This window comes from Microbacterium sufflavum, assembly GCF_023091155.1.
In the GTDB taxonomy this organism is placed as follows: domain Bacteria; phylum Actinomycetota; class Actinomycetes; order Actinomycetales; family Microbacteriaceae; genus Microbacterium; species Microbacterium sufflavum.
The window spans coordinates 842,305-861,945 of the sequence record NZ_JAHWXK010000001.1 but is presented as its reverse complement, the minus strand read 5'-3'; the positions used below and the strand labels follow the sequence as shown (position 1 = coordinate 861,945).

The following is a 19,641-nucleotide window of genomic DNA, read 5'->3' as shown; positions in this document are numbered from 1 at the left end:
TACCTCCTGACGGACTAGATTCGCTCACTAGATTTAGTCCGCAGATCTACCGACGGAAGGACAACGGTGTCTGCACGACGAACACGCCCGCTGCGCGGGATCGCCGGAGCGCTCGGCCTGGTTCTCGCCGGTGTCGCGCTCACGAGCTGCGCGGCAGGGGACGGGCCGGAGACCATCCGCTTCACCTTCAGCAAGCGCGAGGCCATCCCGTTCATGACCGACCTGGTCGCGGACTACAACGCCTCCCAGAACGACGTCCGCGTCGAGATCGACACCTCGGGCGTCGACGTCGTCTCTGCCAGCTTCGTCCGTGGCAACCCGCCGGACATCATGCTCGCGAACTACAACTACGAGGTCGCCCGGTTCGTGCAGCGCTGCGCGCTCACCGACCTCTCCGACACCGAGACTGCGGCGGGCATCCGCGACGACCTGCAGCCGCTGATGGACCAGTACGGCTCGTGCGAGGGCCGAACGAGTGCCCTGCCGTACTCGGTCATGGCCGCCTCCGTCATCTACAACACGCAGATCTTCGACGAGCAGGGGCTCGAGGTGCCGCAGACCTGGGACGAGCTGATCGCCGTGTGCGACCAGCTGCGCGAGGCGGGCATCGACCCCTTCTACGGCACCTTCAAAGACGACTGGACCGTGGCGCAGGGCTGGTACGACTACGCGGTCGGCGGTTCCCTCGACGTGCTCGAATTCTTCGACGCCCTCGCCGCCGAGGGCACCGACGTCGGTCCCGACTCCGAGGTGTCGTTCCAGAAGGACTTCGCCGAGCCGATGGACAAGATGATGCAGCTCGCGAACGACTACACCAATGACGACGCCGCGAGTCGCGGCTACGGCGACGGCAACCTCGCCTTCGCGAAGGGCGAGGCGGCGATGTACCTGCAGGGGCCGTGGGCGTTCAGCGAGATCGCGAAGACCGCTCCCGATCTGCCCCTGGGCACCTTCCCGCTGCCCATGACCGACGATCCCGACGACCTCGCGGTGCGGGTGAACATGGACCTCGCGGCGATGATCCCCGTGGAGTCCCGGCACCAGGAGGCCGCCCGCGACTTCCTCGAGTACCTCTACCTCCCCGAGAACATCGAGGAGTACAACGCCTCGCAGCTCGGATTCACCCCGACGACCGACGCGGCAGCGCCGGACGACCCGCGCATCGAGGGCATGATCCCGTACTACGACGACGGCAAGATCTACCAGGGCCCGTCCGTGCTCGTTCCGAAGACCCTGCCGATCTTCAACTATGCGCAGGCCATGGTGCTCGGCGCCGCGCCGTCGTCGATCCTCCGCACGATGGACGCCGACTGGGCCCGTATCGCCTTCCGCGCTCCCATCCCGACCTCGCAGGATTCCGCATCGGCCGAGACAGAGGAGTCCGCGCCATGACCACCACCACCGCCACCGACACCGGTGCCAGCACCACCGCGATCGTGACGGGCGGCGAGCGGAAGCTCCGCCGGCACACCCGCCGCGTCGAGCCGATCTACTACCTCTTCCTGCTGCCGACCCTGGTGATCTTCACGCTCGCGATCACCGTCCCCGGCGTGATCGGCATCTTCTTCAGCTTCACCGACTCGATCGGCATCGGTGAATGGAGCTTCAACGGCCTCACCAACTACATCGCCCTGTTCAGCGATCCCGCGATCCTGCAGAGCTACCTGTTCACGTTCGGCTTCTCCATCGCGACCGTGATCGTGGTGAACGTGATCGCGTTCCTCCTCGCGGTCGGGCTCACCTCCCGCATCCGCTTCAAGACCGGGCTGCGGACGATCTTCGTGATCCCGATGGTGATCTCGGGCATCATCATCGCCTACGTCTTCAACTTCCTGTTCTCCAACTCGCTGCCCGCGGCGGGGGCCGCGACGGGGATCGAGTGGCTGCAGACCAGCCTGCTCGCCAACCCCGACCTCGCGTGGGTCGCGATCGTCATCGTCACCGCGTGGCAGGCCGTGCCCGGCACGCTGCTCATCTACATCGCCGGTCTGCTGTCGGTGCCGGGCGAGGTGTACGAGGCGGCCAGCATCGACGGGGCCAGCCGCACGCAGCAGCTCACCCGCATCACCATCCCGCTCGTCGCCGGGTATGTCGTGATCAACGTGATCCTCGGGTTCAAGGGCTTCCTCAACGCCTACGACATCATCGTCGGCCTCACGAACGGCGGACCGGGCACCGCCACCCGCAGCGTGGCCATGACGATCATCGCGGGCTTCAACGGCGGCGACTACGCCTACCAGATGGCCAACGCCACGATCTTCTTCATCGTGGCCGTGCTCATCTCGGTCTTCCAGCTCTCGCTGACCCGCGGAAGGAACACGTTCTGATGACCACGCAGACCCTCACCACGGCCCCGGCCGGCGGCCGGAAGAAGCGCGAGAAGATGGAGCGCGTCAACTGGTCGGGCACCATCATCCTGATCCTCTGCACCGCGACGGTCCTCATCCCGCTGTACGTCACGATCTCGATGGCGTTCAAGACCACCGGTCAGGCCGTCGACGGCAACGCGTTCTCGTTCCCCGCGCCGTTCAGCTTCGACGGATTCGTGCAGGCCTGGAACCTCACGAAGTTCCCCGTCGGTGCCGGCATCTCCCTGCTCGTCACGGCGGGAACGGTCGTCGCCACGATCGTGCTCGCGGCCTTCGCCTCGTACGCGATCGTGCGCAACTGGGACCGCCGGCTGTTCCGGTACTCCTTCTTCTACCTGCTCGCGGCGATGTTCATCCCCTTCCCGGTCGTGGCGCTGCCGCAGATCCAGCTCACCGGACGCGTCGGACTCGACAACCCGTTCGGCGTGATCATCCTCGCCACGATGTTCCAGCTGAGCTTCAGCGTGCTGCTGTTCACGGCGTTCCTGCGGTCGATCCCGATCGAGCTGGAGGAGAGCGCCCGCATCGACGGGGCGACCACGTGGCAGACCTTCTGGCGGCTGATCTTCCCGCTGCTCGCGCCCATGAGCGCGACCGTCGGCATCTTCGCGTTCCTCTACGCCTGGAACGACTTCATGATGCCGTCGCTCATCATCTCCGACCCGGCACTGCAGACGCTGCCGGTGCGGCAGAACCTCTTCCAGAACCAGTTCAGCAACAACTACAACGTCGCCTTCGCCTCGTACCTCATGGCGATGGCCCCCGCGATCGTCGCCTACCTCTTCACTCAGCGCTGGGTGATGGAGGGCGTCACGCAGGGTGCCGTCAAGGGCTGACACCGACCACCGCAAGAAAGCAAGGAGTTCCAACCCCTCATGACCGATTCGCTGCTCACCGAGACCCGCGAAGACGACAAGACCGCGACCTGGTGGCGCCAGGCCGCCGTCTACCAGATCTACCCTCGCAGCTTCGCCGACGCCGACGGCGACGGACTGGGCGACCTCCCCGGCATCGTCTCCCGTGCCGACTACCTCGCCGAGCTCGGCATCGACGCGGTGTGGCTGAGTCCCTTCTACCCGTCCGAACTCGCCGACGGCGGCTACGACGTGGCCGACTACCGCAACGTCGACCCGCGCCTGGGCACGCTGGCCGACTTCGACGCGATGGTGGAGGCGCTGCACGCGCGCGGCATCCGCGTCGTGGTCGACATCGTCCCCAACCACACCTCCGACCAGCATGCGTGGTTCCAGGAGGCGCTCGCCGCGGGGCGTGGGTCGGCCGCGCGGGAGCGCTACATCTTCCGGGAGGGCACGGGGCCCGACGGTGCGGAGCCGCCCACCGACTGGATCTCGATCTTCGGTGGCAGCGCCTGGGAGCGCGTAGCCGACGGTCAGTGGTACCTGCACAACTTCGCGGTCGAGCAGCCCGACCTCAACTGGGACCACCCCGAGGTGCGCGCGGACTTCCTGACGACACTGCGCTTCTGGTCGGACCGCGGCGTCGACGGGTTCCGCATCGACGTCGCCCACATGCTCACGAAGGACCTCACCGAGCCGCTGCCGTCGCGCGCCCAGCTCGACGCGATGGACCGCTCCTCGGGCACCCACCCGATGATCGACCGCGACGACGTGCACGAGATCTACGCCGAGTGGCGTCGGGTGTTCAACGAGTACGACCCGCCGCGCACCGCCGTCGCCGAGGCGTGGGTGGAGACGCCGGAGCGCCGGGCGAAGTACGCCTCCGCGGAGGGGCTGGGCCAGGCGTTCAACTTCGATCTGCTCGTGGCCGACTTCGATGCGGGCGACTTCCAGCGCATCATCGCCGACAACCTCGCCCAGGCGCACGCGGCAGGGTCGTCGACCACCTGGGTGCTGTCCAACCATGACGTGACCCGCCACGCCACGCGGTACGGCCTTCCTCCGCTGCGCGGTCGCGCGGTGAAGCAGGGCACGGAGTGGGTGCGTGCCGGCGGCCCGGAGGACGGACTCGACCGCGAGGGCGGACTGCGCCGGGCGCACGCCGCGACCCTGCTGCTGCTCGGCCTGCCCGGCAGCGCGTACCTGTATCAGGGCGAGGAGCTCGGGCTGCACGAGGTGGCCGACATCGCGCCGGAGCAGCGGCAGGACCCCGGGTTCTTCCGCGGGGCCGACTTCGATGGTCTCGGTCGCGACGGGTGCCGTGTGCCCCTGCCGTGGACGGCGTCGGGCAGCTCGTACGGGTTCGGCGAGGGCGGCGCGCATCTGCCTCAGCCCGCGTGGTTCGCCGCGGCTGCGGTCGAGGTGGAGGATGCCGACCCCGGTTCCACGCTCAACCTCTACCGCGAGGCTCTGCGGCTGCGGCGGTTGCTGCAGACCGGCGAGAGCCTGGAGTGGAGGGAGACGGGTCGTGCGGACGTGCTGCGGTTCCGTCGTCCGAACGGCTGGGAGGTCGTGACGAACTTCGGCACGGAGCCCTTCGAGCTCGGAGCGGCCGCGGAGGACGCGGTGCTGTCGACCGTGGCGCTGGACGGCTCCGCGCTGCCCGCGGAGGCGACCGCATGGATCGCGCCGCGGGGGCTCGTGGGGTGAGTCGGGGGTGACGAAAGGCGGAGGGCGTGGTCGCACGCTCTCCGCCTTTCCCGTCCGCGGAGCGTTCGATTTGATAATGGTTCTCATTAGCGTTTACGCTGGCATCATGAAGAAGCCCGCGCTCGCTCTCGCCCTCGCCTCCGTCGCCGCCCTCTCGCTGGCCGGATGCTCCAGCCCCGCCGCGTCGGGACAAGGCGACGACGGAACGATCACCGTCGTGGCGAGCACCAACGTCTACGGCGACATCGCCGCGCAGATCGGCGGCGACCGCGTCGACGTCGAGTCGATCATCACCTCCGCCTCCCAGGACCCGCACTCCTACGAGGCCAGCGCCCGCGACCGGCTCACGCTCCAGAAAGCCGACCTCGTCGTCGAGAACGGCGGCGGCTACGACGCCTTCATCGACAGCCTGCTGCAGGACGCCCAGGACCCGCACGTCGTCACCGCCGTCGAGTACTCCCACGACTTCCCCGGCAACGAGGGCCATGAGGAGGACGCCCACGCCCACGCCGACGACGACGCCGCCGCCGAGTCGCACGACCACGAGCATGCCGAGGGCGAGGAGGCTCACGACCACGATGGCCACGACCACATCGAGGGCTTCAACGAGCACGTGTGGTTCGACCCGCACACGATGATCCACGTGGTCGAGGCCATCGCCGACGAGCTGACGGCGCTCGACCCCGACGGCGCGGACACGTTCGCGACCAACGCCGACGAGCTGGTCGCCGAGCTCGAGGGCTTCGAGTCCGACCTCGAGACGCTCAAGGCCTCCGCCGAGGGCAAGACGGTGTTCCTGACCGAGCCGCTGCCCGGCTACCTCGCCGCGGCCGCCGGTCTCACCGACGTGACGCCCGAGGGCTTCGCCGAGTCGGTCGAGGAGGGCAGCGACGTCGCGCCGGCGGTACTGCTCGAGTCGCTCGATGTGATCGCGTCCGGACAGGTGACCGCCCTGCTGACCAACGCCCAGACGGGCGGTGCCGAGACCGAGCGGGTCGAGAAGGCCGCGGACGACGCCCGAGTACCGGTGGTCGCCTTCACGGAGCTGCTGGAGGACGGATCGTCGTACTCTGAGTGGATGCGTGACGCGATCCAGAGCCTCGCCGCCGCCGTCCAGTCGTGAGCGGCGCGGTCGACCGCGCGGCGCCCGTGCTCGAGATCGCCGACGGGGCACTGCACCGCGGAGACCGCGAGCTCTGGTCGGGCCTCGATCTCACGGTGCAGCCGGGGGAGTTCATCGCCGTGCTCGGACCCTCCGGGTCGGGCAAGACGACACTCCTGCGCAGCATCCTCGGCCTCCAGCCCCTCTCCCGCGGCACGATCCGCGTGGCAGGTGAGCCCGTGCACCGCGGCAGCGCCCGCATCGGCTACATCCCGCAGCAGCGCGCGATCGCTCCCGACACCAGCATGCGTGCCAGGGATCTCGTGGCGCTCGGCGTGCAGGGCAGCCGGTTCGGCCTCCCGTTCCCGCACCGCGGCGACCGCGCGAAGGTCGATGCACTGCTCGACGCGGTCGGCGCCGTGCACTACGCCGACCGTCGGGTGGGGTTGCTGTCGGGCGGAGAGCAGCAGCGGCTCCGCGTGGGACAGGCGCTCGCCGACGAACCGGCCCTGCTGCTGTGCGACGAGCCGCTGTCGAACCTCGACCTCGCGAACCAGGTGGGCGTCACCGACATCATCGACCGCCAGCGGCGCGAGCGCGGTGCGGCGGTGCTGTTCGTGACGCACGACATCAACCCGATCCTCGGCCGGGTCGACCGCATCCTCTACATCGCCGGCGGGCGCTTCCTGCTCGGCACCCCGGACGAGGTGCTGCAGACGCGCGTGCTCAGCGACCTGTACGGCACACCCGTGTTCGTGCTCCGAGCGGGCGACCGGCTCGTGGTCGTGGGTGTCCCCGACGCCGAGCCCCACCACCTGCACGACGACCACGACCACGGAGGGACCGCATGACCGCCGCCGCCCTCCTCGTCCCTGCCGTCGGGTGGGACGACATCTTCTCCTTCCAGGACTACGGCGAGCTCGTCGCCCTGCTCGCGAACTCGATCATTGCCGGTGCGGTGCTCGGTATCGTCGGTGGCCTGATCGGCGTGTTCGTGATGCAGCGCGACCTCGCCTTCGCGGTCCACGGGGTCAGCGAGCTCTCCTTCGCCGGTGCCGCGGCCGCGTTGCTCTTCGGCGGCAGCGTGGTGTTCGGCTCACTCGGCGGGGCACTGGTCGCGGCGATCCTCATCGGCGTGCTCGGTGCGAAGGCGCGTGACCGCAACTCGATCGTCGGTGTGCTCATGCCGTTCGGCCTCGGCCTCGGCATCCTCTTCCTGTCGCTGTACGACGGACGCAGCGCCAACCGCTTCAGCCTCCTCACCGGTCAGATCGTGTCGGTGTCGAGCCCTGACCTGGGGTGGCTCATCGGCATCAGCCTCGTCGTGCTGCTCGGGCTGCTGGTGATGTGGAACCCGCTGCGGTTCGATTCGCTCGACCCGGAGTCGGCGGCGGCCCGCGGTGTGCCGACCCGCGCGGTGAGCCTGCTGTTCATGGTGCTGCTGGGCCTGATCGTCGCGGTGAGCGTGCACATCATCGGAGCTCTGCTGGTGATGGCGCTTCTGGTGACACCGGCCGCCGCGGCCATGCGGGTCACAGCGGGTCCGGTCGCGGTGCCGCTGCTGGCCGCGCTGTTCGGCTTCGTCTCGGCGGTCGGCGGCATCCTGCTCGCCCTCGCCGGCACCCTCCCGGTGAGCCCGTACATCACGACGCTGTCGTTCACGATCTACGTCGTGTGCTGGATCGTGCAGAAGACCCGGTCGCGCGTCCGTCGCGTCTCCGCCTGAGCCGTCGGCGAATGGTGCCGGGCCGTCGCCCTGACGGACGACGGCCCGGGCTGGAGTCACTCGTCGGACGGGGGCCGGTTGCGGCGCACGAGCCACCGTGTGACGTCGAACACGAGGCCACCGGCGAGGAAAGATCCCGCGATCAGCATCATCATGCGCAGTCCTTCGTCGGCGGTGGTGGCCGCGGTGCTGAAGGCCATCCACATGCCGATGGCGACGAACACCCACCCCGCGATGGAGCGCCCGGACGGGCGGCCGGAAGCGGCCTTGGGGTGCGTGTCCACGCTCTGTTTCGTCAGCATGCGAACTGCCCATCACTCGTGTACGTCTCTTGACTCATGGCGCCGAGGTATGCCCAGAGCAGGCCGGGGAAGGCCCACGGCGCAGTGACGCTCGAACCGATCACTCCGATGCCGCCGCCTACGACCCGCCCAGCCTGAGCCCAGCACGGGCCGAGGTCGCGAGCGGGCACGTTCATCGTGCTCATGATCGAGGTCGGCGGTGCCGAGGCGATTGCCGCGGCCGGTGATGCGATCAGCGCCGTGGCGAGTGCGGCGGTCAGCACAATAGGTGTCTTCATTGCTTCTCCTCTTGTACCCCGCTCGCCTCAAGCGTAGTCATATGACCCCAGATGCGCCTCGAGAGAGAACACATATGCCGATACAGGGCACGCCGACGCGGACCACGCTCTCGTTCACTCGCCGGGAGCCTCGGTGCGCGGGCGCTCCCAGCCCTCGCCAACCCCCTCCGGCCTAGAATCGAAGGCATGGCTCAGCGGAACACCTGGCAGCGCGAACGCGTGCGCGAAGCACTCGCCGACGCCCGCGGTTTCGTCAGCGCACAGAGCCTGCACGCCTCCCTCCGCGACGACAACACCGGCATCGGCCTCGCCACGGTCTACCGCGCACTGGCAGGGCTCGCCGCCTCCGGTGACGCCGACTCGCTGCAGAGCCCCGAGGGCGAGGCGCTGTACCGTGCCTGCTCCACGCAGGGGCACCACCACCACCTGATCTGCCGGTCGTGCGGGCTCACGGTCGAGATCGAGGCGAAGGACGTCGAGCAGTGGGCGCACCGCACCGCCGCTCTGCACGGGTTCACCGACGCCGCGCACGTCGTCGACATCTTCGGGCTGTGCACCCCGTGCGCCAACAAGCGCGAGGCCGGCAGGACAGCGACAGCGTGAGTTCCCCGGCACGAACGGCCTCCCGTCCGGGCCACACGCACCGACACGCGACACCGCCGCGGTCGCCCTGGATCGGCCTCGGTCTCGGCGCCGCGATCGTGGCGGCGCTGTTCCTGATCGACCTGCTGCTCCCGTCGCTGTACCCGGCATCGCTGCCGACCAGGGCGCAGGACGGCCTCACCCTGGCGCTCAGCGTGCTGATCGAAGCACTGCCGTTCGTGATCCTCGGCGTGCTGCTGTCGATCGTCGTGCAGGTGTGGCTGCCCGCCGACGTCATCCACCGCTGGCTGCCACGCCGCGCGTGGGCCCGGCGCGCGGTGCTGTCCCTCCTCGGGATGCTCATCCCGGTGTGCGAGTGCGGCAACGTCCCCTTCGCGCGCGGTCTGATGATGCGCGGCCTCGCCCCGGCGGAGGCCCTCACCTTCCTGATCGCCGCGCCCATCGTCAACCCGATCGTCATCCTCACCACGCACGCGGCCTTCGGTTGGGACGGCGGCATCCTCGTCGCGCGCCTGGTCGGCGGCTACCTGATCGCGAACCTGATCGGCTGGATCTACAGCCTGCACCCGTCGCCGGACTCGCTGCTCACCCAGCGCTTCGTCGACACGTGCGAGCGCGTGACGCACGAGCCGGGCACCCCGATCCGCCGCAGCCTCACGCAGTTCCTGGTCGAGCTGCGGGCGGTGATGCCGGCGCTCGTGATCGGCTCAGCGCTCGCGGGAGCCGTGCAGGTGCTGATCCCGCGCGACGTGCTGCTGGCGATCGGGTCGAACCCGGTGCTGTCGATCGTGGCGATGATGCTGCTCGCGATCGTGGTCGCCATCTGCTCCAACGTCGACGCGTTCTTCGCGCTGTCGTTCGCGTCCACCTTCTCGAGCGGGGCGATCGTGGCGTTCCTGCTGGTCGGACCGCTCGTCGACATCAAGATGCTGGCACTCATGCGTACGACCTTCACGGCGCGCACGCTCGTCGGGATCACCGCGGTCGTGCTGGCCGCGGCCTTCGCGATCGGGATCGGGGTGAACGTCTTTGTCTGAGCAGCAGACACCGCGCGCTCGAGCCGTCGCGACTCGATGGCTGGGCGTCGGACTGGCCTCCGCGGTCGCGGTCGTGACGCTCGGGCTCGCGGTCACCGGGCGCCTGACGCTCTACATCAGCCCCGAGTCGGTCTGGTTCGCGAGTGCGGCCGCCGTGGTCACGCTCGCCGGGGCGGTGTGGTCGTGCACCCTGCCGCTCGGGGCCGAGGACGACCACGGCCACGACCACGGCGACGCCACCGCGGAGCCCGAGCACGCGGACGACGAGGCGTCGCGCACGACCGTGACTCCCCGGCGGACCCTGGCCGGAGTCGGCGCGGTCGCGGGCGGTGTGATCGCCACCGGGGTCGTGGCCGCAGCGCTCGTGCTGCCGCCCGCCTCGCTGTCGGTCGAGCTCGCGATGTCGCGTGCGGGGGAGCAGGCCACGCTGTTCGCCGGGGCGGACACCGTGGCCCTCGGCGTCGCGGACACCTCGACGTTCGGCATCGGCGACTGGGCCAGTGTCTTCGCTGGGGCCACGAACACCGCGGCGTACGACGGGGCCCCGGTCACGCTCACCGGCTTCGTCACCCCGGCGGGGAAGGGCGACGGCGTGAACCTCACCCGGCTCGTCATCACGCACTGCGTGATCGACGCGCAGACCGCGGCCCTGCCGACCGACGTCGACCCCGGTGAGTATGAGACGGGGCAGTGGGTCGAGGTGACGGGCACGGTGCGCGCCGACGCCGACGGCACGCTGCGCATCGAGCCGACGGACGTCGTCGCGATCGACGAGCCGAAGGACCCCTATGAGTACTGACGACGAGCGCCGCGAGACGCCCGCCGTCCCGCGCACGCGCGCCGAACTGCGCGCCGCGCGGGAGGCGGCGGAGCGTGCGGCAGCCGAGTCGGTCTCCCTGGTCGAGGGGGAGGGCCCCGCCCCCGCCCCCGAGGCCCCTTCCGCCGAGCCGGATGCGCCCGCGTCGCCCGCGTCGACGGAGCCGTCTTCGGTGGTGCCCGCGACTTCCCCCGCCGTGCCTGAGGCGCCCGCCGCTCCTTCCGTCGAGCCGGATGCGCCCGCCGCGGTCCCGTCGACGGGATCCTCCGCGTCCGCCTCCGCGATCCCGTCCGCCGGATCGTCTGTGCCCGCGGTGCCGCTCGCCCCCGAACCCGTGTCCGCCGCCGCCGCGCCGCCCGCGACCCCGACGCCGCCCGCGGCCGAGTCGTCAGAGGGTGCCGCGCCGGGCTGGCGTCCCGCCGATGGCCCGCCCGCGGCGAGCGACCGCGCCGGTGCGGCGGCCGGGCCGCGGATGTCACGCCGGTTCCTGCTGACGATCGGTGCCGTGCTGGGTGTGCTGGTGCTGGTCGGCACCGGCTTCGGCGTCGTGAGCCTGCTGCAGGGTCCGCGCATCTCAGAGGTGCAGGTCGACGCGGCCCAGGCGATCGAATCGTCCGGCAGTCGCCTGATCCTCACCGCGAACCAGCCCCTCGCCGCGATCGAGGCGGACCAGGTGTCGGTCGAGCCGGCGGTGCCGTTCACGGTCGACGCGGCCGGCCGCGGGATCGGTGTGCGCTTCACGGTGCCGCTCGACGACGACACGACGTACACCGTGACGGTGTCCGATGCCGTCGGTGCGAGCGGTGGTCCGTCCGCCGAGCTCACGACGAGCTTCACCACGCCCGCTTCGACGATGTTCCTGCTGCGGCGCGACGTCGACGGCGACGACACGATCTTCCGCACCGACCTCAGCGGCGAGAAGGCGGTGCCGGTGTTCTCGCATCCGCGGATCAACGACTTCCGCGCCACCTCCACGCGCCTCGTGGCCTCGGTCGAGGAGGACGACGGCTCGCACCTGCTGGTGATGGACCGCGACGGTGAGGACCAGCGCGAGCTGACGCTGCCCGGCGACGGCTATGTCCGAGAGATCCAGGTCTCCGAGCGCGGCAACCTCGTCGGCTACAGCTACTCCGACCGCGAGCTCGGCGACAGCGAGGGCCGCGCGAGCGTGCTCGTGACCCAGTCGCTGAGCGGCGACGACGAGCCGCAGATCATCGAGGTCGCGGGCGAGGAGGCGAGCGTCTTCGTGTGGCAGTTCGTGCCGGACAGCGCCGCCGTGCTCTTCATCGACTTCGACGGCGCGCTCGCCCTCGTCGACCGTTCCAGCGACGCGGGAGTGCATTCGCTCGGGCTCGCCACCACCATTCAGGGCATCTCGCGCGGCACCTACACCGCGATCGTGGAGCGTCTCGACGGCACCGTGGTCGAGCTGAACCTCACCGACGGCTCGGAGCAGCCGCTCGCGGCCTCGACGCCCGACTACGGCACGGCCACGACGATCACGCCGTTCCCCGGCGGCACGCTGCGGCACGTGGTGTCGCGCGACGACTCGGGTCTGCCGATCGGGCAGGCGGTGGTCCGCGTGGACGACGACGGGGTCGCAGAACCCCTGGTCGAGGTGGGGTCGAGCGACGCCATCCTCCAGGCGTGCGCGTCGCCGAGCGGGCAGTACGCGGCCGTCGTGGTCGCCCCCGACATGGCGAACAACCCCTACGACGGCATGCTGCTGCCGCTTCCGGGGCGGCTGGAGACCCACCTGATCGACCTGGACTCCGGGAAGGAGCTCGTGGCCCTCACCGGCTTCGACGCCTCCTGGTGCCAGACGGCGCCGCGGTTCTGACGTGTCGGCCGTTCCGCTGCGACGCGTGACCCGCGACGACGTGATGCGCTCCGCCGTCGAGGTGGCGCCCACCCTGCTCGGCGCGGAACTGCGCACCGTGGTGATCGAGGGCGGTGTGCCGGTGGAGGTCCGCGTGCGCGTCACCGAGGTCGAGGCGTATCACGGGCAGGGCACGGGCGACCGCGTCGACCCCGGCTCGCACGCGCGCATGGGTCGCACCGCCCGCAACGCCACGATGTGGGGCGAGCCGGGCCACCTGTACGTCTACCTGAGCCACGGGATCCACTCGTGCGTGAACGTGGCGTGCGGTCCGGAGGGGCAGGGTGACGGGGTGCTGCTGCGCGCCGGAGAGGTGGTGGCCGGTGAGGACGCTGCGGCCGTCCGCCGCGGTGCCCCGCTCCCGCTGGGGCGAACGGCCCGACGCGACCTCGCCAGGGGGCCGGGGCGACTGGGCCAGGCGGTCGGCCTGCGCCACGCGCTGCACGATGGGATCGACGCGGTCACGGGCGCGGAGCACAACGGCGCCCGCGCGGAGCTGTGGCTCGGGGCGCCGGTCGCGGATGTGTCGCAGGGGCCGAGAGTCGGGGTCGCGGGGCTCGCGGGGACGGACGCCTTCCCGTGGCGGTTCTGGATCCCGGACGACCCGACCGTGTCGGCGTTCCGGTGGGGGCGCGGTGCCGCCGAGGCCGCGGCACTGGGGGCGACCCTGCCCGTGCTAGACTGACTCTTTGTCTGCGCACGCTCCTGTGCGTAGTTCGCATGCTTCCCCTTCCGCGGCCGAGAGATCGGCGGGTCGAGGTTGCGTGCAGACAAGGGATCTTGGGTGGGGCCGTCCGGCCTCACGGTAATGAAGGAGTCATCATCATGGCAGCAGTGTGCCAGGTGACCGGAGCTGTTCCCGGCTTCGGTCACAACGTCTCGCACTCGCACCGCCGGACGAAGCGCCGCTTCGACCCGAACGTGCAGAAGAAGACCTATTTCGTGCCCTCGCTCGGTCGTAAGATCACGCTCAACGTGTCCGCCAAGGGCATCAAGGTGATCGACGCGCGCGGCATCGAGAACGTCGTCAAGGACCTCCAGGCGAAGGGTGTGAAGCTCTAATGGCCAAGAAGGCTCAGGACGTCCGTCCGATCATCAAGCTGCGTTCCACGGCGGGTACGGGTTACACGTACGTGACCAAGAAGAACCGCCGCAACACCCCCGACCGCCTCGTGCTGAAGAAGTACGACCCGGTCATCCGTCAGCACGTCGAATTCCGAGAGGAGCGTTGATCCATGGCTAAGAAGAGCAAGATCGCGCGCAACGAGCAGCGCAAGGTCATCGTCGAGCGCTACGCCGAGCGTCGTGCCGAGCTGAAGAAGACCCTGGTCGACCCGAACGCCACCGACGAGGCCCGCGAGGCCGCTCGCGTCGGCCTGCAGAAGCTGCCGCGCAACGCCTCGCCGGCTCGCGTGCGTTCGCGCGACGTCATCGACGGCCGCCCCCGCGGTGTCCTCACGAAGTTCGGCATCTCGCGTGTCCGCTTCCGTGACATGGCACACCGTGGCGAGCTGCCCGGCGTGACCAAGTCGAGCTGGTAAATCACCGCCGTCGACAGGGGCGAGGATCTTCGGATCCTCGCCCCTTTCGCGTACCCCCGCGTCTCCGTCGTCTCGCGGTCCGGGTGAGCGCCCACGCGCTCCGGCAATCGGGGGAGCGCCGCGAGATCGGGACAGACCGACAGGGGTGGGTGGCGCTCGCGAACGCCGATCCCGTGATCGTCGGCACCGTCTCGCGCGGGGGCATGAGCCTCCCGAATTCTGTGACACGTGTGACCAAAGTGGCGCGACACGCCGGGTAATTGGTCAAAACCCGCGAAATGACGCGGAAATCCGGGTGGTGGTTGGTACATTCAAGGCGGTCACTCGACCAACGGGAGGCACCCGCCTCTCGCACCCACAACGATGCGACGGTCCTTCGTCGCTGGAGGATGACATGGCTGACAAGTCCATCACCAAGACCGAGCTCGTCGCGAGCATCGCTTCCGCCACCGGCCAGAGCCAGGCCACCGTCTCCGGTGTCCTCGACTCGCTGTTCGCCACGGTCTCCGACGCTGTCGCCAAGGGCAGCAAGGTCTCGATCCCGGGCTGGATCTCCTTCGAGCAGGTCGACACCGCTGCTCGCACGGGCCGCAACCCGCAGACCGGCGCCGAGATCAAGATCCCCGCTGGCAAGCGCGTCAAGGTGACCGCCGGCTCCAAGCTCAAGGCTGCCGTCAAGTAAGACCGCACCCGTTCGAAGGCCGCTCCCGATCCGGGAGCGGCCTTCGTGCTTTCCCCCCGTCCAGCGCGCCTAGGCTGGAGGGGTGAGTTCCCGCACCGAGACGCCGAGCACGACGTCGGCGTATCGCGTCGCCGGCGTCGTCATCCTGCTGGCGGCGGGTCTCGTCGCCCTCGTGTGGGCGCTGCTCATCGGCGGCGGTGCCAAGCCGCCCCTGCTGCAGGACCCGGGGCCCGTGGTGCTGTGGGGCACGCCGATCGCCAAGCTGGTGATGAACCTCTCGGGCGCGCTCATGCTCGGGTCGCTCGTGCTCGCTCTGTTCGCACTCCGCGCGGGCGAGCGGTCGTTCGACAGGGCCCTGAACATCGCGTCGATCGGTGCCGCGGTGTTCACGGTCTCGGCCGGTCTCGCCGGCTTCCTCGCCTTCATGGCGGCGTTCAACCCGAAGCTCAGCATCGAGCGGGAGTTCGGTGCACAGCTCGGACGGTTCCTGCTGGAGCTGCCGCTCGGACAGTCGTGGCTCATCACCACGATCCTCGGCGCCGTGATCACGGTGCTCGCGTTCGCCTGGCGGTCCTGGACGCCCACCCTGATCACGGCCCTGCTCGCCGCGGTGTCGTTCCTGCCGCTGGCGACCCAGGGCCATGCGGGCGACCTCGACGGCCACAACATGGCGGTCAACTCGATCCTGCTGCACACCATCGGGGCCGCGGTGTGGCTGGGCGGCCTGCTGCTGCTGGTGTTGCTGCGCGGAGAGCCGGGCATCGACCGCGCCCGCCTGGTGTCGCGCTACTCCTCGCTCGCCATCGCCGCCTTCGCGGTCGTGGCGCTCTCCGGCTTCACACGGTCGATCGTCGCGGTGGGGTCCTGGGAGGCGGTGTGGTCGACGCCATACGGCACGATCGTCATCGCGAAGGCCGTGCTGCTGGTCGGGATGGGCCTGCTCGGCGCCTGGTACCGCGCCCGACTCATCCCGAAGCTCGACGGTGACCGCGCCAACCGCTGGTTCTGGCTGCTGGTGCTGGGCGAGGTCGCGCTGATGGGGCTCGCCTCGGGCGCCGCGGCGGCCCTCGCGCGCACCCCTCCCCCCACGGGCGAGACCGCCGCGTTCGCGCAGACCCCGGCGCAGATCCTCACCGGCTCCCTGCTTCCCCCCGAGCTCACGCTCGCGCGGTGGTTCACGGCGTGGGACATCGACGTGCTGTGGCTGGTGGCTGCCGGGTTCGGGCTCTTCCTCTACCTCGCGGGCGTGCGGCGGCTGCGGCTGCGCGGCGACCGCTGGCCGATCCACCGCACCGTCTTCTGGGTGCTCGGCATGCTGATGCTGGTGTGGGTGACGGGCGGGCCCATCAACGCGTATCAGGAGTACCTGTTCAGCGTGCACATGCTCGGGCACATGATGCTCTCGATGGCGATCCCGCTGCTGCTCGTCTCGGGTGCACCCATCACCCTGGCGTTGCGCGCGATCCACAAGCGCGACGACGGCACCCGCGGCGGCCGCGAGTGGATCATGTGGGCCGTGCACTCGCCGTTCGCGCGCGTGGTGACCCACCCGTTCGTCGCGGCCGCGATCTTCATCGTGTCGCTGTGGGCGTTCTACTTCACCGACCTGGTGCGCTGGTCGATGTACGAGCACCTCGGGCACGAGTGGATGGTCATCCACTTCCTGATCTCGGGCTACCTGTTCGTGATGAGCCTGATCGGTGCCGACCCCGTGCCGTACCGGCTGCCGTACCCCGGCCGGCTCATCACCCTCATCGCCGTGATGGCCATGCACGCGTTCTTCGGCATGGCGATCATGATGCAGGAGGGGCTGATGGTCGCCGACTGGTTCGGCGCGATGGGCCGCGACTGGGGCGCCGATCCCATGACCGATCAGTACGTGGGCGGCGGCATCGCCTGGTCGATCGGAGAGATCCCGACGCTGATCCTCGCCATCACGGTCGCGATCCAGTGGAGCCGCAGCGACACCAAGCTGCAGAAGCGTCGCGACCGGCACGCCGACCGCACGGGCGACGCCGAGCTGGAGGAGTACAACGCGCGCCTCGCCGAGCTCGCGGCGCGGGACCAGCGCGCGGCGGAGCGCCAGGCCCAGCGCGACCGGCGCTGATCCCCGGCGTCAGTCCTCGGCGGGCTCGTCGGGAGAGCCGACCCTGATCGACGCGGAGCCGTCGGGGAGGATCGCGATGGTGCCGTTCACGCGGAACGGCACGTCTTCCGACACCGGCTCGACCGAGCCGTCGAACAGCGACTGGATCTCGACCTCGACGTGGGCCACCGCATCGGCCGGCGGGATCTGCCACTGACCGTCCTCGGCGGGGACGACCGCGATCTGGGGCTGACTCGTGATCGACCAGGTGGGCGGCGCGGAGATGCGGTTCGTCACGCGCAGGCCGAACGGGCACGCGGTGGGCTGCAGCACCTCCTGGGTCGTGCACTGCGTGAGGAACTCCTCGACGCGCTGCTGCACCACCGACACGAACTCGGGAGTCGGCTCGGTCTGCACGTCGAGCGGCGTGACGGCGAGCGGCTTGTCGGCGAGCACCCCGTGGCCGGACGACGTCGAGATCGCGGTGTCGACCGTGACGGAGTAGACGCCGGGGGTGAACACGAGCAGCGGCAGGGGGTCGAGCGGCTGGGCCTCGGCCCCCGCGACGGACACCTGCCGACGATCGACCTCGAACCCGTTCACGGCGAAGCGGTCGGAGCCGCGCACGGTGAGCTGGACCACCGCGAGAGGGCTCGTGGTGAACCGCCAGTCGGGGGTGACGCCGGCCCAGCCGTCCTGCTGCACCTGGAAGGTCGTGGTGCCGTGATGGCCACCGGCCGTGTAGCCGACGGTGACGGCAGTGCCGTCGCCGGAGGGCCGTTCGGACTTCACCTCGATGTCGGTGAGGGGGCCGAGCGCGGAGCGCCGCAGCATCGCCTCCGAGGCGCGGGGGTCGATGCCGGCCTTCTCGAGCGTCTCGCGGTCGATGGCGACACCGGGCACCCGGAGCGCATCGGCCGCGCGGCCGGATGCGAGCAGGTCGAGGTAGCGGACCACGAACGCCGAGGGGCCGTAGAACTGCTGGTAGAGGGTCGCGCCGCCCGCCCCGATCGCGGCGAACAGCATCACGCCGACGACGGCGAGCATGGTCAGATCCACGCCCAGGCGCGCACGCCGGGGCGTGCTCCTCCCGGCCCGCTCCATGGCGTCAGTCTAGGAGGGAGTCCTGGGGGGACGCCGAGCGTCGGCGCCCCGCGACTCCCGGCGCGACGTAGCATGGGTGGGCGCCCCCGTCCGCCCCTGCAGCCCTGAGAGAACCGTGTCCCTTCCCGCCCTGTCCGAGGAGCAGCAGGAGCTGTTCCGCCTCATCGAGGACACCGGGGAGCACGTGTTCATCACCGGCCGCGCCGGCACCGGCAAGTCGACGCTCCTGCAGCACTTCGCCTGGAACACGAAGAAGCAGATCGCGATCTGCGCGCCCACCGGCGTCGCCGCGCTGAACGTCGAGGGGCAGACGATCCACTCGCTGTTCCGGCTCCCGATCGGGCTGATCGGCGACGCGGACATCGACCAGAACGATGCCACCCGGCGCATCCTGAACGCGATCGAGACCCTCGTGATCGATGAGATCTCGATGGTCAACGCCGACCTCATGGACGCGATCGACCGCTCGCTGCGGCAGGCCCGCGGACGCAGGGGCGAACCGTTCGGCGGTGTGCAGGTGGTGATGTTCGGCGACCCGTACCAGCTCGCGCCGGTCCCGCCGCGCGGCGACGAGGCCCGCTACGTGAAGGACCACTACCGCTCCTTCTGGTTCTTCGACGCGAAGGTGTGGGCGGGCGGCTCCGGGCTCTCCGACCAGGAGGGCCTGTTCCAGGTCGACACCAGGGCCGAGCTGCACGTGCGGGAGCTGGTGCAGATCCACCGGCAGTCCGACGACGGGTTCAAGGCGATGCTCAACGCCGTGCGCTACGGCCGGGTGACCGCGGAGATCGCCGGGGTGCTGAACGCGCAGGGTGCCCGCACGCCGCCCGACCCCGAGCCGGGCGAGGTGCCGATGATCACCCTCGCGACGCGCAACGACATCGTGAACGGCATCAACGGCCGTCACCTCGCCGCCCTCCCCGGCAAGGAGCAGACCGCGCGCGCCGAGATCAACGGCGACTTCGGACGCGGCGAGGCCGCCCTGCCTGCCGAGTCGGAGCTCAAGCTCAAGGTCGGCGCGCAGGTGATGTTCCTCCGCAACGACACCGCCATGTCGGGCGAGCCGCCGCGCTGGGTCAACGGCACCATCGGCACCGTCACCCGCATTCTCGGCGGGGCCGTGCGGGTGGAGATCGACGGCGAGGAGGTGGAGGTCGAGCCGGCCGTGTGGGAACGATTCCGTTACGCCTACGACCCGAACACGAAGAAGCTGTCCCGCGATGTGGTGGCGGAGTTCACGCAGTTCCCGCTGCGGCTCGCGTGGGCCGTGACCATCCACAAGTCGCAGGGCAAGACCTATGACCGCGCGATCATCGACCTCGGCTCCGGGGCGTTCGCGCCGGGGCAGACCTATGTGGCGCTGAGCCGTCTGACCTCGCTCGACGGGCTGTACCTGTCGCGACCGTTGCGGCCGAGCGACATCCGGGTCGACGAGGACGTGCGGCGCTTCATGCGCGACGCGTGGCTGGCGGCGTCGACGCCGGAGCTTCCCACGGGCTGAACCGCGGTGGACGCCCTTCGTCTCGCGGGCGCTCGCTCAGGGACAGG

General features: G+C 70.0%; 21 protein-coding genes. 18 read left to right on the top strand and 3 right to left on the bottom strand.

All coding sequences use genetic code 11. The annotated features are described in order from the left end of the window. Positions 1-66: 66 nt before the first annotated feature. The 7 genes from KZC56_RS04320 (at position 67) to KZC56_RS04290 (ending at position 7,764) form a co-directional block, all read left to right on the top strand. The gene (locus KZC56_RS04320) at positions 67-1,392 is read left to right on the top strand and encodes an ABC transporter substrate-binding protein (RefSeq protein ID WP_372490555.1); all 1,326 of its coding nucleotides are present in this window, start codon (positions 67-69) and stop codon (positions 1,390-1,392) included. Continuing rightward, positions 1,389-2,327: a carbohydrate ABC transporter permease gene (locus tag KZC56_RS04315; RefSeq protein ID WP_205814395.1), complete on the top strand. Its 939-nt coding sequence runs from the start codon at positions 1,389-1,391 to the stop codon at positions 2,325-2,327. Before KZC56_RS04320 ends, KZC56_RS04315 begins: the two co-directional genes overlap by 4 nt. Further along, positions 2,327-3,205, top strand: a complete 879-nt coding sequence (locus tag KZC56_RS04310; RefSeq protein ID WP_136036820.1) for a carbohydrate ABC transporter permease — start codon at positions 2,327-2,329, stop codon at positions 3,203-3,205. The genes KZC56_RS04315 and KZC56_RS04310 overlap by 1 nt, the downstream gene beginning before the upstream one ends. A 39-nt stretch (positions 3,206-3,244) precedes the next feature. Further along, positions 3,245-4,936, top strand: a complete 1,692-nt coding sequence (locus KZC56_RS04305; protein ID WP_247637950.1) for a glycoside hydrolase family 13 protein — start codon at positions 3,245-3,247, stop codon at positions 4,934-4,936. A 106-nt stretch (positions 4,937-5,042) separates the two neighbouring features. After that, entirely contained in the window at positions 5,043-6,059 is a 1,017-nt protein-coding gene (locus KZC56_RS04300; RefSeq protein ID WP_247637949.1) for a metal ABC transporter solute-binding protein, Zn/Mn family, read from the top strand. Beyond that, positions 6,056-6,889, top strand: coding sequence for a metal ABC transporter ATP-binding protein (locus tag KZC56_RS04295; RefSeq protein ID WP_136032075.1), 834 nt, complete (start codon positions 6,056-6,058; stop codon positions 6,887-6,889). Before KZC56_RS04300 ends, KZC56_RS04295 begins: the two co-directional genes overlap by 4 nt. After that, the gene (locus tag KZC56_RS04290) at positions 6,886-7,764 is read left to right on the top strand and encodes a metal ABC transporter permease (RefSeq protein ID WP_205828273.1); all 879 of its coding nucleotides are present in this window, start codon (positions 6,886-6,888) and stop codon (positions 7,762-7,764) included. Before KZC56_RS04295 ends, KZC56_RS04290 begins: the two co-directional genes overlap by 4 nt. A gap of 56 nt (positions 7,765-7,820) precedes the next feature. Here KZC56_RS04290 and KZC56_RS04285 read toward each other — a convergent pair whose 3' ends face one another. Next, positions 7,821-8,066, bottom strand: a complete 246-nt coding sequence (locus KZC56_RS04285) for a hypothetical protein (protein ID WP_136032077.1) — start codon at positions 8,064-8,066, stop codon at positions 7,821-7,823. Continuing rightward, the gene (locus KZC56_RS04280; RefSeq protein WP_136032079.1) at positions 8,060-8,344 is read right to left on the bottom strand and encodes a hypothetical protein; all 285 of its coding nucleotides are present in this window, start codon (positions 8,342-8,344) and stop codon (positions 8,060-8,062) included. The genes KZC56_RS04285 and KZC56_RS04280 overlap by 7 nt, the downstream gene beginning before the upstream one ends. 186 nt (positions 8,345-8,530) lie before the next feature. On the opposite strand from KZC56_RS04280, the gene KZC56_RS04275 reads away from it, so the two are divergent. The 10 genes from KZC56_RS04275 to KZC56_RS04230 all read left to right on the top strand — a co-directional run bounded on the left by KZC56_RS04275 (position 8,531) and on the right by KZC56_RS04230 (position 17,010). Then, the gene (locus tag KZC56_RS04275; RefSeq protein ID WP_136032082.1) at positions 8,531-8,947 is read left to right on the top strand and encodes a Fur family transcriptional regulator; all 417 of its coding nucleotides are present in this window, start codon (positions 8,531-8,533) and stop codon (positions 8,945-8,947) included. Continuing rightward, positions 8,944-9,984, top strand: coding sequence for a permease (locus tag KZC56_RS04270; RefSeq protein WP_136032084.1), 1,041 nt, complete (start codon positions 8,944-8,946; stop codon positions 9,982-9,984). Before KZC56_RS04275 ends, KZC56_RS04270 begins: the two co-directional genes overlap by 4 nt. Further along, positions 9,977-10,783, top strand: a complete 807-nt coding sequence (locus tag KZC56_RS04265; RefSeq protein WP_247637948.1) for a TIGR03943 family putative permease subunit — start codon at positions 9,977-9,979, stop codon at positions 10,781-10,783. The genes KZC56_RS04270 and KZC56_RS04265 overlap by 8 nt, the downstream gene beginning before the upstream one ends. After that, positions 10,773-12,641 carry an Ig-like domain-containing domain gene (locus KZC56_RS04260; RefSeq protein ID WP_247637947.1) on the top strand — a complete coding sequence of 623 codons (1,869 nt, stop codon included), beginning with the start codon at positions 10,773-10,775 and terminating at the stop codon, positions 12,639-12,641. Before KZC56_RS04265 ends, KZC56_RS04260 begins: the two co-directional genes overlap by 11 nt. A 25-nt stretch (positions 12,642-12,666) precedes the next feature. Then, complete coding sequence (locus KZC56_RS04255; RefSeq protein ID WP_372490554.1) at positions 12,667-13,365, top strand: DNA-3-methyladenine glycosylase; 699 nt, start codon at positions 12,667-12,669, stop codon at positions 13,363-13,365. Positions 13,366-13,505: 140 nt separating this feature from the next. Further along, positions 13,506-13,742 carry a 50S ribosomal protein L28 gene (rpmB, locus tag KZC56_RS04250; RefSeq protein ID WP_025102729.1) on the top strand — a complete coding sequence of 79 codons (237 nt, stop codon included), beginning with the start codon at positions 13,506-13,508 and terminating at the stop codon, positions 13,740-13,742. Then, the gene (gene rpmG, locus KZC56_RS04245; protein ID WP_017203558.1) at positions 13,742-13,912 is read left to right on the top strand and encodes a 50S ribosomal protein L33; all 171 of its coding nucleotides are present in this window, start codon (positions 13,742-13,744) and stop codon (positions 13,910-13,912) included. Before rpmB ends, rpmG begins: the two co-directional genes overlap by 1 nt. 3 nt (positions 13,913-13,915) lie before the next feature. Then, the gene (rpsN, locus tag KZC56_RS04240) at positions 13,916-14,221 is read left to right on the top strand and encodes a 30S ribosomal protein S14 (protein WP_017829734.1); all 306 of its coding nucleotides are present in this window, start codon (positions 13,916-13,918) and stop codon (positions 14,219-14,221) included. Positions 14,222-14,615: 394 nt separating this feature from the next. After that, complete coding sequence (locus tag KZC56_RS04235) at positions 14,616-14,903, top strand: HU family DNA-binding protein (protein ID WP_017203554.1); 288 nt, start codon at positions 14,616-14,618, stop codon at positions 14,901-14,903. Between the two features lie 82 nt (positions 14,904-14,985). Then, positions 14,986-17,010: a bifunctional copper resistance protein CopD/cytochrome c oxidase assembly protein gene (locus KZC56_RS04230; RefSeq protein ID WP_206252308.1), complete on the top strand. Its 2,025-nt coding sequence runs from the start codon at positions 14,986-14,988 to the stop codon at positions 17,008-17,010. Between the two features lie 9 nt (positions 17,011-17,019). Here KZC56_RS04230 and KZC56_RS04225 read toward each other — a convergent pair whose 3' ends face one another. Beyond that, positions 17,020-18,093 carry a hypothetical protein gene (locus KZC56_RS04225; protein ID WP_136044270.1) on the bottom strand — a complete coding sequence of 358 codons (1,074 nt, stop codon included), beginning with the start codon at positions 18,091-18,093 and terminating at the stop codon, positions 17,020-17,022. Between the two features lie 115 nt (positions 18,094-18,208). Here KZC56_RS04225 and KZC56_RS04220 point away from each other — a divergent pair, with 115 nt between their 5' ends. Further along, positions 18,209-19,594 carry an ATP-dependent DNA helicase gene (locus KZC56_RS04220; protein ID WP_136036976.1) on the top strand — a complete coding sequence of 462 codons (1,386 nt, stop codon included), beginning with the start codon at positions 18,209-18,211 and terminating at the stop codon, positions 19,592-19,594. Positions 19,595-19,641: the final 47 nt, after the last annotated feature.

Excerpts from the sequence above, each read along its gene's own strand:
- KZC56_RS04290 (WP_205828273.1), top strand. The coding sequence starts at position 6,886 with ATGACCGCCGCCGCCCTCCTCGTCCCTGCCGTCGGGTGGGACGACATC.
- rpmB (WP_025102729.1), top strand. The coding sequence starts at position 13,506 with ATGGCAGCAGTGTGCCAGGTGACCGGAGCTGTTCCCGGCTTCGGTCAC.
- KZC56_RS04275 (WP_136032082.1), top strand. The coding sequence starts at position 8,531 with ATGGCTCAGCGGAACACCTGGCAGCGCGAACGCGTGCGCGAAGCACTC.
- rpmG (WP_017203558.1), top strand. The coding sequence starts at position 13,742 with ATGGCCAAGAAGGCTCAGGACGTCCGTCCGATCATCAAGCTGCGTTCC.
- KZC56_RS04280 (WP_136032079.1), bottom strand. The coding sequence starts at position 8,344 with ATGAAGACACCTATTGTGCTGACCGCCGCACTCGCCACGGCGCTGATC.
- rpsN (WP_017829734.1), top strand. The coding sequence starts at position 13,916 with ATGGCTAAGAAGAGCAAGATCGCGCGCAACGAGCAGCGCAAGGTCATC.
- KZC56_RS04235 (WP_017203554.1), top strand. The coding sequence starts at position 14,616 with ATGGCTGACAAGTCCATCACCAAGACCGAGCTCGTCGCGAGCATCGCT.
- KZC56_RS04305 (WP_247637950.1), top strand. The coding sequence starts at position 3,245 with ATGACCGATTCGCTGCTCACCGAGACCCGCGAAGACGACAAGACCGCG.
- KZC56_RS04310 (WP_136036820.1), top strand. The coding sequence starts at position 2,327 with ATGACCACGCAGACCCTCACCACGGCCCCGGCCGGCGGCCGGAAGAAG.
- KZC56_RS04260 (WP_247637947.1), top strand. The coding sequence starts at position 10,773 with ATGAGTACTGACGACGAGCGCCGCGAGACGCCCGCCGTCCCGCGCACG.
- KZC56_RS04285 (WP_136032077.1), bottom strand. The coding sequence starts at position 8,066 with ATGCTGACGAAACAGAGCGTGGACACGCACCCCAAGGCCGCTTCCGGC.
- KZC56_RS04300 (WP_247637949.1), top strand. The coding sequence starts at position 5,043 with ATGAAGAAGCCCGCGCTCGCTCTCGCCCTCGCCTCCGTCGCCGCCCTC.
- KZC56_RS04315 (WP_205814395.1), top strand. The coding sequence starts at position 1,389 with ATGACCACCACCACCGCCACCGACACCGGTGCCAGCACCACCGCGATC.
- KZC56_RS04225 (WP_136044270.1), bottom strand. The coding sequence starts at position 18,093 with ATGGAGCGGGCCGGGAGGAGCACGCCCCGGCGTGCGCGCCTGGGCGTG.